Origin of the sequence: Enterococcus sp. DIV1537a (assembly GCF_051712085.1) — a bacterium.
GTDB lineage: Bacteria > Bacillota > Bacilli > Lactobacillales > Enterococcaceae > Enterococcus > Enterococcus faecalis.
On sequence record NZ_JBIOOE010000001.1, the window covers coordinates 732,240 to 747,057 of the forward strand.

Consider the following 14,818-nt stretch of genomic DNA (forward strand, 5'->3'; position numbering starts at 1 on the left):
AATGTCTAATTATGGTATACTGTTTAGGAGTAAATCCTGAGGGTTTAGGAAAATGACTAAAGGAGGTTTTTTCTGTATGTCACAGAAAGAAACATTTTATATTACCACCCCAATTTATTACCCAAGTGGGAAGTTACATATTGGGAATTCATATACAACAATCGCCTGCGATGCAATGGCCCGTTACAAGCGTTTAATGGGTTTTGATGTATTTTATTTAACAGGTGTGGATGAACATGGCCAAAAAATTGAAAAAAAAGCTGCTGAGTTGAATGTGACACCAAAAGAGTACGTTGATAAAATGGCAGCAGATGTTCAAAAATTATGGAAAACATTAGATATCAGCTATGATAAATTTATTCGGACAACGGATGATTATCACATGGCAGCCGTGCAACAAATTTTTGATCGTTTAGTAGAACAAGGAGATATCTACCTTGGAGAATATGAAGGTTGGTATTCAGTTTCTGATGAAGAATTTTTCACTGAAACACAATTAGCTGAAGTATATCGTGACGATGAAGGCAATGTCATTGGTGGGAAAGCACCAAGTGGTCACGAAGTCGAATTAGTTAAAGAAGAATCCTACTTCTTCCGCATGAGTAAATATGCGGATCGCTTGGTACAATATTACGAAGAACATCCAGAATTTATTCAACCAGAATCTCGTAAAAATGAGATGCTAAATAACTTCATCAAACCAGGATTAGAAGATTTAGCCGTTTCAAGAACGACTTTCTCTTGGGGAATTCCATTAAAAAATGATCCAAAACATGTGGTTTACGTATGGATTGATGCGTTATCAAACTATATTACAGCACTAGGTTATGGCTCAGAAGATGATTCATTATTCCAAAAATATTGGCCTGCGAACGTGCAAATGGTTGGGAAAGAAATCGTGCGTTTCCATACGATTTATTGGCCAATTATGTTAATGGCCTTGGATTTACCATTACCGAAAAAAGTCTTTGGACATGGTTGGTTATTGATGAAAGACGGAAAAATGTCTAAATCTAAAGGAAATGTTGTTTACCCTGAAATGTTAGTAGAACGCTACGGTCTAGATGCGTTACGTTACTATTTATTACGAGCAATTCCATTTGGTAGTGACGGCGTCTTTACACCAGAAGATTTCGTTTCTCGCTTAAATTATGATTTAGCTAATGACTTAGGAAACTTGTTGAATCGAACAATTGCGATGATTAATAAATATTGTGATGGCAAAGTACCAGCCTATGCTTCAAAAGTTACCCCATTTGATAGTGAACTATCGACAACTGCGGCGAATGTTATTGGAAAATATCATGAAGCAATGGAAAAAATGGAATTTAATACGGCCATTGCAGAAATCTGGACGCTAGTTTCTCGTGCAAATAAATATATTGATGAAACAGCGCCTTGGGTATTGGCTAAAGAAGAAGAGAAACGCAACGAATTAGAAAGTGTCATGATCCATTTAGCGGAAAGCTTACGAATTGTGGCAATTTTATTGCAACCAGTCATGACAGAAACACCAGGGAAAATTTTCGAACAATTGGGCTTAGATCCAGAAACAATGAACATGGAAAATATTCATTTTGGTGAGTTCCCAACAGACGTAACAGTAACAAGTAAAGGAACACCTATTTTCCCACGTTTAGAAATTGAAACAGAAGTAACGTATATTCAAAAGAAAATGTCCCAAAGCGAAAGTGCTACAGAAGAGGATATTAAATGGAATCCAGAAGAAACAACGTTGGTTTCAACGAAAGAAAAACAAATTAAGTACGATGATTTCGATAAAGTGGAATTAAAAGTTGCCGAAGTTATTGACTGTAAAAAAGTCAAAGGAGCAGATAAATTATTGCAATTCCGTTTAGATGCTGGAGATGAAAACCATCGTCAAATTCTTTCAGGTATTGCTGAATTTTATCCAGATCCAGCTGCGCTAATTGGCAAAAAAGTAGTCATTGTGGCTAACTTAAAACCAAGAAAAATGCGTGGTCAAATTAGCCAAGGAATGATTCTTTCAGCTGAATCACCAGAAGGGAAACTTCAAATTGTTGAAGCACCAAAAGAAATGCCAAATGGTGCAGGAATCGCATAAAAGCATAAGTGGTAAAGATAAAAGGTGAATTGTAACCTTTTATCTTTACTACTTTTTTTGTATACTAGAAGAAAAGTGATTTGATGTGGGGGAAGTTTGATGGCTTATCATAAATTTAAATTTTATGAGCAACGAAAAAATGATCCTAAATGGCGTCCGTATTATTTAGAAGCTATGAGAGTAAGGGAACAAGCACGGCTAACAGTACAACGTAGAAAAAGAAGGGCAAGAATTAGAACCTTTTTAGTGGTTGCGATACTGGTTATTTTAGTTTTTCTGTTATTGGCTCATTGGACATATTCACAAACAAATGAACTCTCTTTCTCCAGTTTTATCGACGTCCTAAAATCGAAAATCAACGAATTTTTAAATTAAAAGAATCGAAGAAAAGCCTAGAAAAAATCATTTGCGATTTTTCCTAGGCTTTTCTATTTTAGAGTTTCACTTTTTTAGGTATTCGTTTTTTACCAAAACGGCCTTTCGTTAGGCGACTTGGTAAAATGATCAGTAAGAGTGAAAAAGGGACACTGATAATTTGCCACGTGAGTAAACGGCCTAAGCTATTATTTTTATAGAGCCACTCTAATATAAAATGCAGCCCTAAAATACTTAACAAAGCCAAGCCTGTCAGGAAATAAGGCGTTGATACCCAGTTGGTCGTTTTCAAGAGACTAAAACCTAAAGGAACTAGATAAAAGTAAGCACTTGTTAAAGTAATACGCCAACTTTTCATAACGGTGCCTAAATTAATTATAAAAAAAAGTAAAGATAGGACTAAAGCGAAAGGTGGAAACAAAGCCACTAACGCCGAATAGATGGTTCCCCAGACGAGCATTAAGGGACCTTTAACAATAGCGGCAATAAGTGTAAACAAGCCAATTAGGAGTAACTGCTGTGTCAGTGAGCCAAAGGTTAGCAAGCCAAATAAAATAAGCAGTAGCCAGTGCCAAATGGTTTGGTTTTGTTGTTTTCGCTCAATAGTTACATTTTTTTGGATAGAGGTTTTAAAAAAATTTTCTAAATCAGGTGATTGTTTCACCTTCTCACGCTCCTCTCAACTTAAGAGACAACAAACGAGTAGGTCTGCTAATTAAAAAGCAGTGCCTACTCGTCTATTATAAGTGGTTTTTCTAAAAATAAAATCCGCCTTAAGTCTCAGTTACTGGGCTGCCAAGTAAGGTGTAAACCATTCGGAAAGTGTGCCGGTATAAGGTAAAACGACCCGTTTCATTCCACGAGAAATAGCAGTATACAGGATTTTTTTATCTCGTTTATTGTCGGAATAACGATTAACATTTGGGTTATGAAGAATTACATTATCAAATTCTAGACCTTTTGCCATATCAATTGATAAAACTTGCAGTGACGGATGCTCTTCCAATGAAAGAGAAGCACAGAGTTCTTTTGTTAATTGTTCTTTTTCTGCAAAAGTTTTAGTAATAATGGCGGTGCTTTCTTTCGAATCAAAGGTTGTAATGGAAGTGACGATTGCTTTAAGATAGTCAGACGCAGAGTCACAAGGAATAAATGTCGGCTTTTCTCCATCATGCCGGATGGGCACAATGGTTAATTGCTCTGGTTGAGTGCCTAATGTTTGGAAGAGTCGTGTAATTTCTTTACTTGAACGATAGCTGTTTAATAATTGATAGGTTCCAACAGAACGGCTGGTTTCGTTAACCAATAAATCATGGGCTTCAGAAAATTCAATGGCTGTATTAAAAATGGCTTGATTTTCATCACCAGCTAAAGTAAAACTAGCTTTAGGGAAAAGTGTCAGCAGTAATAATAATTGGGCTTCTGTATAATCTTGGACTTCATCGACTAGGATAAAAGCCATTTGCTGGTTGGCGAGGTTTTCAATAAATGCATGTTTCACCAAAATAAGGGCCACAATTTCATCGGCTGTGAAAACAGCTGTCTCTTTTTGATACGATTTTTCAGTGAATAAAGAATAAAACGTTTCAAAAAAGGCCCATTGATCTAGCCAAGCATCATTTTTAATAGCGGCAGTGATAGAGCGATATTTTTTCTTCAAACGTTTTAAAGCAAAATCAGCCAGATGTTTTTCATTATCTTCGGTAATCACTGTGCCAAAATAACGAACTTGTTCAGCCTCTGTTAAATCTTGGAATTGATCCAACATTTTTTTAGAATGGGCTTGTTTTAATAAGTACCGTGTCCAAAGACTGGTTAATTTTTCTTTTGTGGCTGAAATTCGTTGGCGAATACTCAAGTCAGCTGGTGTTTCTTGATAAAGTTTAAAAATTGTTTCTGAAGTAAATAAGGTCTGCTTTTTAAAAGTTAAAGGACGGAAAAAATGTGGCTGCACAACCGCTTTTTCAGGATTGCTTAAAAGAAACGTTGCAAATTCTTTTGAACGAATAACGTGCTCTTGCTCCGTTGCCTCAGAGCGAGTAATGCGTTCGAAATAGTCCGTTTCTTCTTCCATTGGCCATGATTCTTTGGTAGTGAAGCGCAAAAATTGTAAAAGAGTCAAATTCAAGGGATTTCGTTCGCCTAAATTCGGTAAAACTTGAGAAATATAATCAATAAATGTTGAATTTGGTGAAAGTAATAAAATATTATCCGCTGTAATTTCTGCTCGATGTTGATAAAGTAAATAAGCAATCCGTTGCATAATCGCAGACGTTTTCCCACTACCAGCAATCCCGTTGACTAGTAGGAGTGGCTGCGTTTCGTCACGAATTATTTGATTTTGTTCTTGTTGAATGGTTGTCGTAATGTCCTTCATATAAGGAGAAGCATCTTCTTCTAAAGAATGCAATAACACATCATCTTGAATCGCAATGGTTGTGTCAAAATAGTTGATTAATTGATCTTTTTCAATAATTAACTGTCTTTTCAAATCAAGTTGTACAGGAATGGTTTGTTGATGTGCCGTGTAGGCTGTTTTCCCTAAAACATTGTCATAAAATAACGAAGCAATCGGTGAGCGCCAATCGTGAATGCGCGTTTCTTCTTCTAAAGAAGTAAAATCGTTTACGCCAATATAAAAGTTTTCTGGCTCTTCAGGGCTGTCTTCAAAAGTCACGCCAATTTTGCCAAAATAAGGAACTTGTAATAGGCGTTTCACTTTGTCTAAATTTTTAGCCGTTGCTTCATTTTTTAAGTTCCACTGATCAATTTCACGGTTCTTCATTTCCAACATGGCAAACGTTTCTAGATTATCGGCATAACTATCAAAATTCAGCTTAGAATCGCGACCAAATTCCTCTAGCATATGTTTGCCATCTTTCATTGTGTTCGCCAATTGCTCTTCGTAAACTTTTTTAGCCGCTTGCAGCTCATGATAAACCGTTGTTAAATGCTGTTGTTCATAAATTTTTTCATCGGTCATGGAGATTCCTCCTTTTAATAACATGACTGAATAGTATACGTTACTTTTAGCATAAATGCAAGCGCTGTTTATGAGGAAATGGCGAATCTTGTCGCCTAGTCATTCAGATTTTTCAAGAAATATGATAAAGTAGAGAGGAGATAAAGGAGGCAATCATAATGATTTTTGATACACATACACATTTGAATGCAGAACAATTTAATGATGATATTCCAGAAACGATTGCACATGCCCAAGAATTGGGTGTTACAGAGATGGCCGTGGTCGGTTTTGATGAACCAACGATTGAAAAATCTCTTTTACTTAGTCAGGAATATGCCAATATTTATAGTATCATTGGTTGGCATCCAACAGAAGCGGGTAGCTATACGCCAGAGGTTGAACGACGATTACAAGAACAATTAACGTTGCCAAAAATTGTAGCATTAGGTGAAATCGGTCTTGATTATTACTGGATGGAGGATCCTAAAGAGGTGCAAGAAAAAGTCTTTCGCCGTCAAATTGCGATTGCTCGGGAAATGAATTTACCGTTTAGTGTGCATACGAGAGAGGCATTAGAAGATACCTATCGAATTTTAAAAGATGAAAAAATTTCAGATATTGGTGGAATCATGCATAGTTTCAGTGGTGATGCCGAGTGGATGAAGAAATTTTTAGATTTAGGTCTGCATATTTCTTTTAGTGGAGTCGTAACGTTTAAAAAGGCGTTGGATGTTCAAGAAGCGGCGATGGCGGTACCACTTGAACGAATGTTGGTGGAAACAGATGCACCCTATTTAGCCCCTGTTCCTTATCGTGGTAAACGGAATGAACCCGGCTATACACGATACGTAGTGGAAAAAATTGCTGAATTACGACAACTAACCTTTGAAGAAGTGGCAGAACAAACGAGAGTCAACGCTCATCGCTTGTTTCGGATAGATAAATGAAAGAAAAAATGAAAGTTGCAGAAATCATTGTCGTTGAAGGAAAAGACGACACACGCCGCATTCAAGAGGTAGTTGCAGCGGATACGATTGAAACGATTGGCTCTGCTATCAATGATGAAATTTTGACACAAATTGAACACGCACAAGAAACGAGAGGCGTGATTATTTTTACAGATCCAGACTATTCGGGCGAAAAAATTCGTAAAACAATAATGGAAGTCGTTCCTGATGCAAAGCATGCTTTTTTATCAAGAAAAGTTGCAGTTCCTAAAAAAAATGGCGGTAGCCTAGGGGTTGAACATGCTAGTGATGAAGCAATTATTGAAGCCTTAAAAAAAGTCGTAACACCTGTTCAAGCTGATGAAGACTATCAAGAAATTCCTAGACAAACACTAGTTGAATATGGTTTAATAGCGGGAGCAAATACCAAAAAATACCGTGAATTATTAGGAGATGACCTAAGAATTGGCTATACAAATAGCAAACAGTTAGTCAAACGGTTAAGCATGTTTCGGATTACAGAAGCAGAATTGAAAGAAAGCATGACACGTATTTTAAAAGAACTTGCAAACGAAGAATAACTACATGGAGGAACAAGCGTGACGGACTATAAAGAAATTGCCACACCATCCAGAACCAAAGAAATACTAAAAAAGCATGGATTTTCATTTAAAAAGAGTTTAGGTCAAAATTTTTTGACAGAGCCTAATATTTTAAGAAAAATTGTAGAAACAGCGGGAATCAATCAGCAGACAAATGTTGTCGAAGTCGGGCCTGGAATTGGTGCATTAACAGAGCAATTAGCGATGAACGCGGCACAAGTTGTGGCTTTTGAGATTGATGATCGCTTGATTCCTGTCTTAGCAGATACCTTAAGTCGCTATGATAATGTAACAGTGGTGCATCAGGATGTTTTAAAAGCTGATTTGGTCGAGACAACCAACCAAGTTTTTCAAGAGAAGTATCCGATTAAAGTGGTGGCTAACCTACCTTACTATATTACTACGCCAATTATGATGCATTTTTTAGAATCTTCTTTAGATGTAGCTGAAATGGTTGTGATGATGCAAAAAGAGGTCGCTGATCGAATTGCTGCTAAACCAGGAACGAAAGCTTATGGCTCATTATCAATTGCTGTTCAATATTTTATGGAAGCAAGTGTCGCCTTTATTGTGCCAAAAACAGTTTTTGTGCCGCAGCCCAATGTTGACTCGGCGATTATTAAATTGACGCGCCGTGCTACACCAGCAGTGACAGTGACCAATGAAAAAGAATTTTTTAAATTAACCAAAGCCAGTTTCCAATTAAGACGTAAAACATTGTGGAATAACTTAACGCATTTTTATGGGAAAGATGAACAAACGGTGGCTTGGCTAAAAGAGAGCCTAGCTGAAGCAGAAATTGATCCTTCTAGACGTGGTGAAACATTGTCTTTAGAAGAATTCGCTCGTTTAAGTAATGCTTTAGAAAAAAATAAACCAGTATAAAAAAGAACTTTCTGTTATTTATGAGAAATAACAGAAAGTTCTTTTATGTGTCTTGACACATTGCGGCTGTTCAGCTACACTTGAGAAAAACAAAAAGGTGTCATGACACCTTTAGGAGGCAGTTTTAATGAAAACAAACTCAGTAAAACGTTTAACAATTTCAGCACTTTTAATTGCAATGGGGATTATCATTCCAATGGTTATGCCAAGAATTACCATTGGTCCAGCCAGTTTTACATTAGCAAGTCACGTCCCAGTTTTTATTGCCATGTTTATTTCTCCAGTGGTGGCAATTGCGGTTAGTCTAGGAACAGGTTTTGGTTTTTTCTTATCCGCAACACCGATTATTGCTTTGCGGGCCTTATCTCATTTGATTTTTGCAGTCATTGGCGCAGTGATTTTACAAAAGCATCCAGAAATTTTAATCAATAAAGAGGGGAAATTCACTTTATTAAATGGGAAATTACAGTTGTTTAACGTGGGAATTGGAGTGATTCATTCCGCTGCCGAGCTAGTGGTTGTTTCTGTATTTTACACAATGGGCAACTTGCCAGGAACCTATTATACAGCCGGCTTCATGTATTCTATTTTTCTTTTGATGGGCGTTGGTGGATTAATTCATAGTTTGGTGGATTTCAGTATTGCCTACTTTTTAGCAAGTACCTTAAGTAAACATGTAGATATTCCAACTTTTACAGAAGCGAAACAACCCAAAGTGATAAAGAAGAAGGTTAAATTAGCATAAAGAGAAGCAATCGAGGCATCCGTCATTGCGACGGATGCCTCGAGATTTTTTTATTTAATGACTTCTTCTGTTTGAGGGTCGAAGAAATGTCCTTTGTTAATATCAAAAGCTAAGTCAATCATTTCACCAGGATGGTGGAAGTCACGAGCATCTACTTTTGAGATAAACTCTGTATCACCAATTTTTGTATAAAGCATGGATTCAGCCCCTAATAATTCAGAAACAACAACTTCAGATTTAATCACTGCATCTTTCATTGCCGTTAAAGCCACTTGTTCGCTATGAATATCTTCTGGACGAATACCGAAAATTAATTCTTTGCCTTCATAACCATGTTCAACAAGCTCTTTGTTTCTTCCTTCAGGAATTGCTAGCTTTAAGCCATGTTGGTTAGAAATAACCCCATTGTTTAAGGTAACTTTGAAGAAATTCATGGCAGGTGAGCCGATGAACCCAGCTACGAACATATTTTTTGGTGTATTGTAAACTTCTTTTGGTGAACCAATTTGTTGAATAAAGCCATCTTTCATAATTACGATTCGGTCAGCCATGGTCATCGCTTCGGTTTGGTCATGTGTCACATAAATTGTCGTAGTTTCTAAACGTTGGTGTAGTTTAGCGATTTCAGCACGCATGGCTACACGTAATTTTGCATCCAAGTTTGATAAAGGTTCATCCATTAAAAAGACTTTGGCATCACGGACAATTGCCCGGCCAAGTGCAACACGTTGGCGTTGTCCACCAGAAAGCGCCGCAGGTTTACGTTGTAAGTACTCTGTTAAGCCCAGAATATCCGCAGCATTTTCCACCCGTTTTTTAATTTCAGCTTTATCATATTTTCTTAGTTTTAAACCAAAAGCCATGTTATCAAAAACAGTCATATGCGGATAAAGCGCATAGTTTTGGAAAACCATGGCAATATCACGATCTTTCGGTGCAACGTCATTCATGACTTTGTCCCCAATTGATAATTCACCTTCAGTAATATCTTCTAAGCCAGCAATCATGCGCAATGTTGTTGATTTACCGCAACCAGAAGGTCCGACAAAGACGATAAATTCACGGTCTGTAATTTCTAAGTTAAAATCTGTAACAGAATAATGTTCTGCATTGTCATATTTTTTATACACATTTCTCAGCGCCATTTCCACCATTTGATACGTCACTCTTTTCTTTTTGATTTGTTACTCATAGTTTAAATGAAAACGCTATCTTTCAGCAAGGGAGAGTTGCACAAGAAAAAGAAGACTTTTTCGTCAAGGTGACAAAGGACAAACACTCTCAGCGGATTTATCGATAAACTTTTGTTATAATATAACAAAGACAGGAGTTGGATAACATGAAAATCGCTTTAATCGCTCATGATCGTAAAAAAACATTAATGATCAAACTAGCAACCGCTTATAAACATATTTTAGAAAAACATGAATTGTATGCAACGGGAACGACAGGCATGAAAGTGATGGAAGCAACTGGCTTACCCGTGCATTGCTTTAAATCGGGGCCATTAGGTGGGGATCAACAGATTGGCGCAATGATATCAGAAGACAACATTGATTTAGTTATTTTTTTAAGAGATCCTCTTTCCGCGCAACCGCATGAACCAGACGTGACGGCTTTGATTCGTCTAAGTGATGTCTATGAAATTCCTTTAGCGACCAATATCGGCAGTGCTGAAATTCTTTTGAGAGGTGTCGAGGCGGGGTTTGCGGACTTCCGTGAGGTCATCCATGAAGGGGATCGTCGACCGTTAGCTTTTTAGAGAACCTTAATGGTTATTTTGACTATTTTGTGGTATATTTTATGAGGACTTTTGTCCAAATAAAATAACAGAGTAGGAGACAAAGCGTTAAGTGCTAAAAGGATGGGATGTTGCCTTTTGGACGAAGAACATAAACAGTGTGTTGCTAGAAAGCAAAGGTTCTTACTTTGCTTATCATCAGAACAACACGTTCAGCTTTTTAATGTTCGCGGTTTTGTTTTCGCATTCGCTGCATGGTTCGTCATGTAGCAGCTCTTAGAGGAGATGCTAAAAATGACAAAGAAAAAATTTGGCACAAAATCCATTGCGTTAATGGGCGTACTCATTGCGGTGGTCGTTGTCTTTTCACGCTTTTTTGCGTATGAAACAACGTTTTTAAAAATCAGTTTCACGTTTATTCCAGAATCATTGATTGGGATGATTTTCGGACCTTTTTGGGCTGGAATCGGCACGGCGGTGGCTGATGTGGTAGGAATGCTGCTTTTTCCAAAGGCAGGCTATTTTCCTGGGTTTACTTTAAATGCCTTTTTGGCTGGTGCTATTTATGGTTATTTCTATTATAAGAGAGAAATGACATGGCAACGAGTGATTTTGGCGACATTGTTGGTCACCGTTTTAATTAATATCATTTTAACTCCTTTGTGGTTAAGTTTAATGTATGGCGTCAATCTAGCAAATTTTGCTTGGTGGGTGCCACGCTTAATTAAAACAGTTATTTTCTTTCCCATTCAAGTAATTGCCACTTATTATTTAGGCAATAAAATTCCCTTTAAACGTTTATTTGGGAAACCATTATCTGAATTAGATCAATAAATTTAAAATTAAAAGAGTCACTTTTCATCATCCCAGAAAAGTGACTCTTTTTTATTGTGCTTTTTGATTAAACTGTGCTTCGTAAAGGTCACGATAATAACCCTGTTCTTTTTGCAATAATTCGTCATGGGCGCCAATTTCAACTACTTGACCATTGTCCATAACTAGAATTTTTTCAGCACTTTTGATTGTTGCTAAGCGATGGGCAATAACAAAACTGGTCCGGCCAGTCATCATTTGTAAAAAAGCATCCTGAATTTTTTGCTCGGTCAATGTATCAACTGAACTGGTCGCTTCATCTAAAATAAGCATCGGCGGATTACTAATCATCGTGCGTGCAATAGTCATTAATTGTCGTTGTCCTTCAGAAATTTTAACGCCTTGGGAACCAATCTCGGTATCTAGTCCTTGAGGTAAACGCATGACGAAATCAAAAATATGGGCTTTTTTCATGGCTTCTATAATTTCTTCGTCAGAGGCTTCAGGATTCCCGTACGTTAAATTTTCCCGAATGGAACTATCGAATAGCCAAGTATCTTGGAGAACCATACCAAAACTTTTTCGTAAGCTGTCCCGAGTAATTTGAGTAATGTCGTGAGTATCAACCGTAATTTGACCATGGTCGACCTCGTAAAAGCGCATTAACAAATTCACTAATGTTGATTTACCCGCACCAGTTCGCCCAACAATGGCAATTGTTTCTCCTGGTTCAGCAATTAAATTAAAGTTTTCGATTAAAGGTCGCGTCGGCGTGTAAGAAAAATCAACGTCTTTAAATTCAACACGGCCTCGCGCTTCTTTCAAAACAATTGCGTTCGGGGCATCAGGACGTTCAACTGGTTGATCCATCATATCAAAGGTACGTTCCAATCCAGCTAAGGCTGCTTGGATTTGGTTGGTGATTCCTGAGAGTTCAATAAAAGGTTTAGAAAATTGACTAGAGTAAATGGTGAAACTGGAAATAACACCAACTGTGACTAAAGGGTTGCCACTTAAAACTAACAAGCCACCGACTAATCCAATCGATAAGTAAGATAAATGATCGATAAATCGAGAAAGTGGGTTGGTTAAGGAAGAAGAAAACTGAGCCTTCTGTCCTTTTTCATACAACGTTTGATTCAATGCTTCAAATGTTTCTTGCGTAGCTTGTTCTTGTTGAAAGGCTTTAACAATTTTTTGGTTGCCAACCATTTCTGAAACGAAGCCGGAAATTTCACCAACAATCGTTTGTTGTGCAGCAAAGTTTTTTTGTGAAGCTTTTGCAACAAGCCAGTTTACAATAAAAATAATCGGCGTACTGATAAGAACCACTAATGTGAGCAGAGGACTTAGCCGAATCATAAAGAGCAAAGCAACAACGACGGTGGCCATGCCAGAAAATAATTGGTTGAAGACAGCCGAGCAAGCCATTGAAATATTGTCAATATCGTTGGTAAAGCGACTGACGATATTTCCGTGTGACGTTTGGTCATAATAACTTAACGGTAATTGATTTAAATGGGCAAAGGCATCTTTTCTCAGCTGTGTGGTCGATAAATAAGACACGCGATTACCGAGACGTTGAATCAGCCATTGACTTAGAACGGTTACGAGTAAAATCCCTGCTAATAAACCTAAAATTTTGATGAGTTGCGCAGCATTGACTTGTCCTTTACCAACCATTGTATCAACGGATTTACCTATATAATAAGTCATGAGGACAGTCGAAAAACCACTGAGAATTCCTAGGATTAAGGCGCCGATAATTTCTTTTGGATAGCGTAGTAAATACGGCTTAAAACGTGAGAAGGCGCCAAAATGAATTTTTTTAGTTTGCATGGGTATCCTCCTCCTGTGACGCAACGATTTCTTGATACTCTTTAGAAGAAGTAAGTAATTCTTCGTGGGTGCCAAGGCCAGCGACTTTTCCACTATCTAGGACTAAAATTTGATTCGCCGTTGCAATCGAACTCACGCGTTGTGAAATTAAAATAACGGTTGTCTCTGCTCGTTCTTTTTGTAAAGCACGGCGCAGGTTCAAATCTGTTTGATAGTCGAGGGCGCTCAAGGAATCATCTAAAATAAGTAAATGTGGTTTCCTAATCAAGGCACGGGCAATGGTCAACCGTTGTCTTTGTCCACCAGAAAAGTTTTTTCCGCCTTCGTTAACAGGCGTGTCTAACCCTAGGTCTAATTGTTCAACAAATTCTTTACATTGGGCGATAGCTAATGCTTCCCAACAGTCTTCATCAGTTGCATTTGGTTTGCCCCATTGTAAGTTTTCTCGAATAGTCCCTGTAAATAAGACGGCAGTTTGTGGGACACTTGCCACTTGTTGGCGTAAAGTAAAGAGCGGCCAATCGCGCACATTTATACCATTAATAAAAAGGTTTCCTGCACTCACATCATAAAATCTGGGAATGAGTTGGGTTAAGGTACTTTTTCCGCTGCCGGTAGGTCCTGTGATGCCGAGAATTGAGCCTTTAGGAATCGTAAAATTGATATTTTCCAAAGCCAAACCGGCCTCTGGTTCATAGCGAAAATCTACATGGTCAAAGGTAATATCACCAAATTGTGGCGATGTTTTTGCTGATTCTGGTGTATCTGTTAACTGGCTTTCTACAGTTAAAACCTCATTGACACGGTTTGCGGAAGCTGCGGCTCGTGTAAAAATTACCACGAGATTAGAAGCAACAATTAAAGCGAGCATCATTTGATTCATATAATTGATCAAGGCTAAAACTTCCCCTTGTTGCAAGGAACCAAAAGAAACTTTTAAGCCACTAAAATAAAGTAAAAATAAAATTCCAACATTCATAATCAAAGTGGTTAAAGGCGTTAATAAAGCAGAAACATTCGATACACGAATGTAAATATCGCCTAAATCATCTGAAGCTTTATCAACATGTCGTTGCTCTGTTTCCTTTCTAGCAAACGCACGGATCACACGGACACCGCTTAAGTTTTGACTGATTTGACGGTTTAACCGATCCAAATATTCTTGGACTTTTTGATATAAAGGCACAGTCACTTTAATGATAATAAAGAGAATAAGGCTAAAAATTGGTAAAAGTAATAGGAAAAGAAAGCCCATCTGCACATCAATGTAAAAAGCCATGACCACAGAACCGATACTTAAAAAAGGTGTCCGAATGACCAACCGAATAAACATCGCTAAAGCTAATTGAAGCTGGTTGATATCGTTTGTGATCCGGGTGATGAGGGTATCTGTACCAAAACTATTCAATTCTTTGTGTGAAAGCTGATTAATTTTCTTCATTAATTGATTTCTTAGCTCCGTCCCAAAACCTTGCGAAGCGACTGAAGCATAGTATTGACAAATCATGACAAAAAATAAACCAACTAACGACATAACAAGCATCCAGAGGGCCATTTCTATGACAGTCTGTCGGTCGTTTTGACGAATACCGACATCGACTAAGTGAGCCATGAATAAGGGCAAGACTAACTCGAAACAAGCTTCTAAAAATTTGAAGACTGGACCGAGGATAATTTGTTTTCGATAATTTTTTGCGTATTTCAATAAACCAAACATAAGATTCCTCCCTTTGCTGCTCTCATTGTAGCCTAATCTTTCAATGAAAGAAAGTTGTTCGCTACATTTTCTCAACTTCTGTTAAAATAGAAGAAAAGCGCAA

At 37.6% G+C, this 14,818-nt stretch carries 13 protein-coding genes and 1 riboswitch; of the genes, 8 read left to right on the plus strand and 5 right to left on the minus strand.

Annotated features, from left to right (window positions below; translation table 11 throughout):
* The first annotated feature begins 76 nt into the window (after positions 1-76).
* Both metG and IGJ41_RS03640 read left to right on the plus strand, forming a co-directional pair.
* Positions 77-2,086, plus strand: coding sequence for a methionine--tRNA ligase (metG, locus tag IGJ41_RS03635; RefSeq protein WP_002355813.1), 2,010 nt, complete (start codon positions 77-79; stop codon positions 2,084-2,086).
* A gap of 99 nt (positions 2,087-2,185) precedes the next feature.
* Entirely contained in the window at positions 2,186-2,461 is a 276-nt protein-coding gene (locus tag IGJ41_RS03640) for a hypothetical protein (RefSeq protein ID WP_002361374.1), read from the plus strand.
* 58 nt (positions 2,462-2,519) lie between these two features.
* On the opposite strand, the gene IGJ41_RS03645 is transcribed toward IGJ41_RS03640, so the two are convergent.
* Positions 2,520-3,125, minus strand: coding sequence for a hypothetical protein (locus tag IGJ41_RS03645; RefSeq protein ID WP_002387018.1), 606 nt, complete (start codon positions 3,123-3,125; stop codon positions 2,520-2,522).
* A 120-nt stretch (positions 3,126-3,245) separates the two neighbouring features.
* Complete coding sequence (locus IGJ41_RS03650) at positions 3,246-5,468, minus strand: HelD family protein (RefSeq protein ID WP_002387019.1); 2,223 nt, start codon at positions 5,466-5,468, stop codon at positions 3,246-3,248.
* Between the two features lie 134 nt (positions 5,469-5,602).
* Between IGJ41_RS03650 and IGJ41_RS03655 the strand changes: the two genes are divergently transcribed.
* From IGJ41_RS03655 to IGJ41_RS03670, 4 genes are all read left to right on the plus strand, one after another.
* Positions 5,603-6,373, plus strand: coding sequence for a TatD family hydrolase (locus tag IGJ41_RS03655; protein WP_002358846.1), 771 nt, complete (start codon positions 5,603-5,605; stop codon positions 6,371-6,373).
* Complete coding sequence (gene rnmV / locus IGJ41_RS03660) at positions 6,370-6,954, plus strand: ribonuclease M5 (protein ID WP_289855425.1); 585 nt, start codon at positions 6,370-6,372, stop codon at positions 6,952-6,954. Before IGJ41_RS03655 ends, rnmV begins: the two co-directional genes overlap by 4 nt.
* Positions 6,955-6,972: 18 nt before the next feature.
* Positions 6,973-7,860, plus strand: coding sequence for a 16S rRNA (adenine(1518)-N(6)/adenine(1519)-N(6))-dimethyltransferase RsmA (rsmA, locus tag IGJ41_RS03665; RefSeq protein ID WP_002358849.1), 888 nt, complete (start codon positions 6,973-6,975; stop codon positions 7,858-7,860).
* Between the two features lie 127 nt (positions 7,861-7,987).
* A complete protein-coding gene (locus tag IGJ41_RS03670; protein WP_002355821.1) occupies positions 7,988-8,605 on the plus strand; it encodes a hypothetical protein in 618 nt (205 codons plus the stop codon).
* Positions 8,606-8,655: 50 nt separating this feature from the next.
* Here the strand turns inward: IGJ41_RS03670 and IGJ41_RS03675 are convergent, their stop codons facing one another.
* Entirely contained in the window at positions 8,656-9,759 is a 1,104-nt protein-coding gene (locus tag IGJ41_RS03675) for an ABC transporter ATP-binding protein (protein ID WP_002355822.1), read from the minus strand.
* 185 nt (positions 9,760-9,944) lie between these two features.
* On the opposite strand from IGJ41_RS03675, the gene mgsA reads away from it, so the two are divergent.
* Both mgsA and IGJ41_RS03685 read left to right on the plus strand, forming a co-directional pair.
* Positions 9,945-10,367 (plus strand): methylglyoxal synthase, encoded by a 423-nt coding sequence (mgsA, locus tag IGJ41_RS03680; protein ID WP_002355823.1) that lies wholly within the window; start codon positions 9,945-9,947, stop codon positions 10,365-10,367.
* A gap of 66 nt (positions 10,368-10,433) precedes the next feature.
* A riboswitch (THF riboswitch) is annotated at positions 10,434-10,601 on the plus strand.
* Positions 10,602-10,631: 30 nt separating this feature from the next.
* Complete coding sequence (locus tag IGJ41_RS03685; RefSeq protein ID WP_165481987.1) at positions 10,632-11,180, plus strand: folate family ECF transporter S component; 549 nt, start codon at positions 10,632-10,634, stop codon at positions 11,178-11,180.
* 51 nt (positions 11,181-11,231) lie between these two features.
* Here the strand turns inward: IGJ41_RS03685 and IGJ41_RS03690 are convergent, their stop codons facing one another.
* Positions 11,232-12,998 carry an ABC transporter ATP-binding protein gene (locus IGJ41_RS03690; protein WP_131750736.1) on the minus strand — a complete coding sequence of 589 codons (1,767 nt, stop codon included), beginning with the start codon at positions 12,996-12,998 and terminating at the stop codon, positions 11,232-11,234.
* Entirely contained in the window at positions 12,988-14,715 is a 1,728-nt protein-coding gene (locus IGJ41_RS03695; RefSeq protein WP_252671993.1) for an ABC transporter ATP-binding protein, read from the minus strand. Before IGJ41_RS03695 ends, IGJ41_RS03690 begins: the two co-directional genes overlap by 11 nt.
* Positions 14,716-14,818 lie beyond the last annotated feature (103 nt).

Coding starts and splice junctions, on each gene's coding strand:
- IGJ41_RS03690 (WP_131750736.1), bottom strand. CDS start 12,998: ATGCAAACTAAAAAAATTCATTTTGGCGCCTTCTCACGTTTTAAGCCG.
- IGJ41_RS03650 (WP_002387019.1), bottom strand. CDS start 5,468: ATGTTATTAAAAGGAGGAATCTCCATGACCGATGAAAAAATTTATGAA.
- rnmV (WP_289855425.1), top strand. CDS start 6,370: ATGAAAGAAAAAATGAAAGTTGCAGAAATCATTGTCGTTGAAGGAAAA.
- IGJ41_RS03670 (WP_002355821.1), top strand. CDS start 7,988: ATGAAAACAAACTCAGTAAAACGTTTAACAATTTCAGCACTTTTAATT.
- metG (WP_002355813.1), top strand. CDS start 77: ATGTCACAGAAAGAAACATTTTATATTACCACCCCAATTTATTACCCA.
- IGJ41_RS03675 (WP_002355822.1), bottom strand. CDS start 9,759: ATGGTGGAAATGGCGCTGAGAAATGTGTATAAAAAATATGACAATGCA.
- IGJ41_RS03685 (WP_165481987.1), top strand. CDS start 10,632: ATGCTAAAAATGACAAAGAAAAAATTTGGCACAAAATCCATTGCGTTA.
- IGJ41_RS03655 (WP_002358846.1), top strand. CDS start 5,603: ATGATTTTTGATACACATACACATTTGAATGCAGAACAATTTAATGAT.
- IGJ41_RS03640 (WP_002361374.1), top strand. CDS start 2,186: ATGGCTTATCATAAATTTAAATTTTATGAGCAACGAAAAAATGATCCT.
- mgsA (WP_002355823.1), top strand. CDS start 9,945: ATGAAAATCGCTTTAATCGCTCATGATCGTAAAAAAACATTAATGATC.
- IGJ41_RS03695 (WP_252671993.1), bottom strand. CDS start 14,715: ATGTTTGGTTTATTGAAATACGCAAAAAATTATCGAAAACAAATTATC.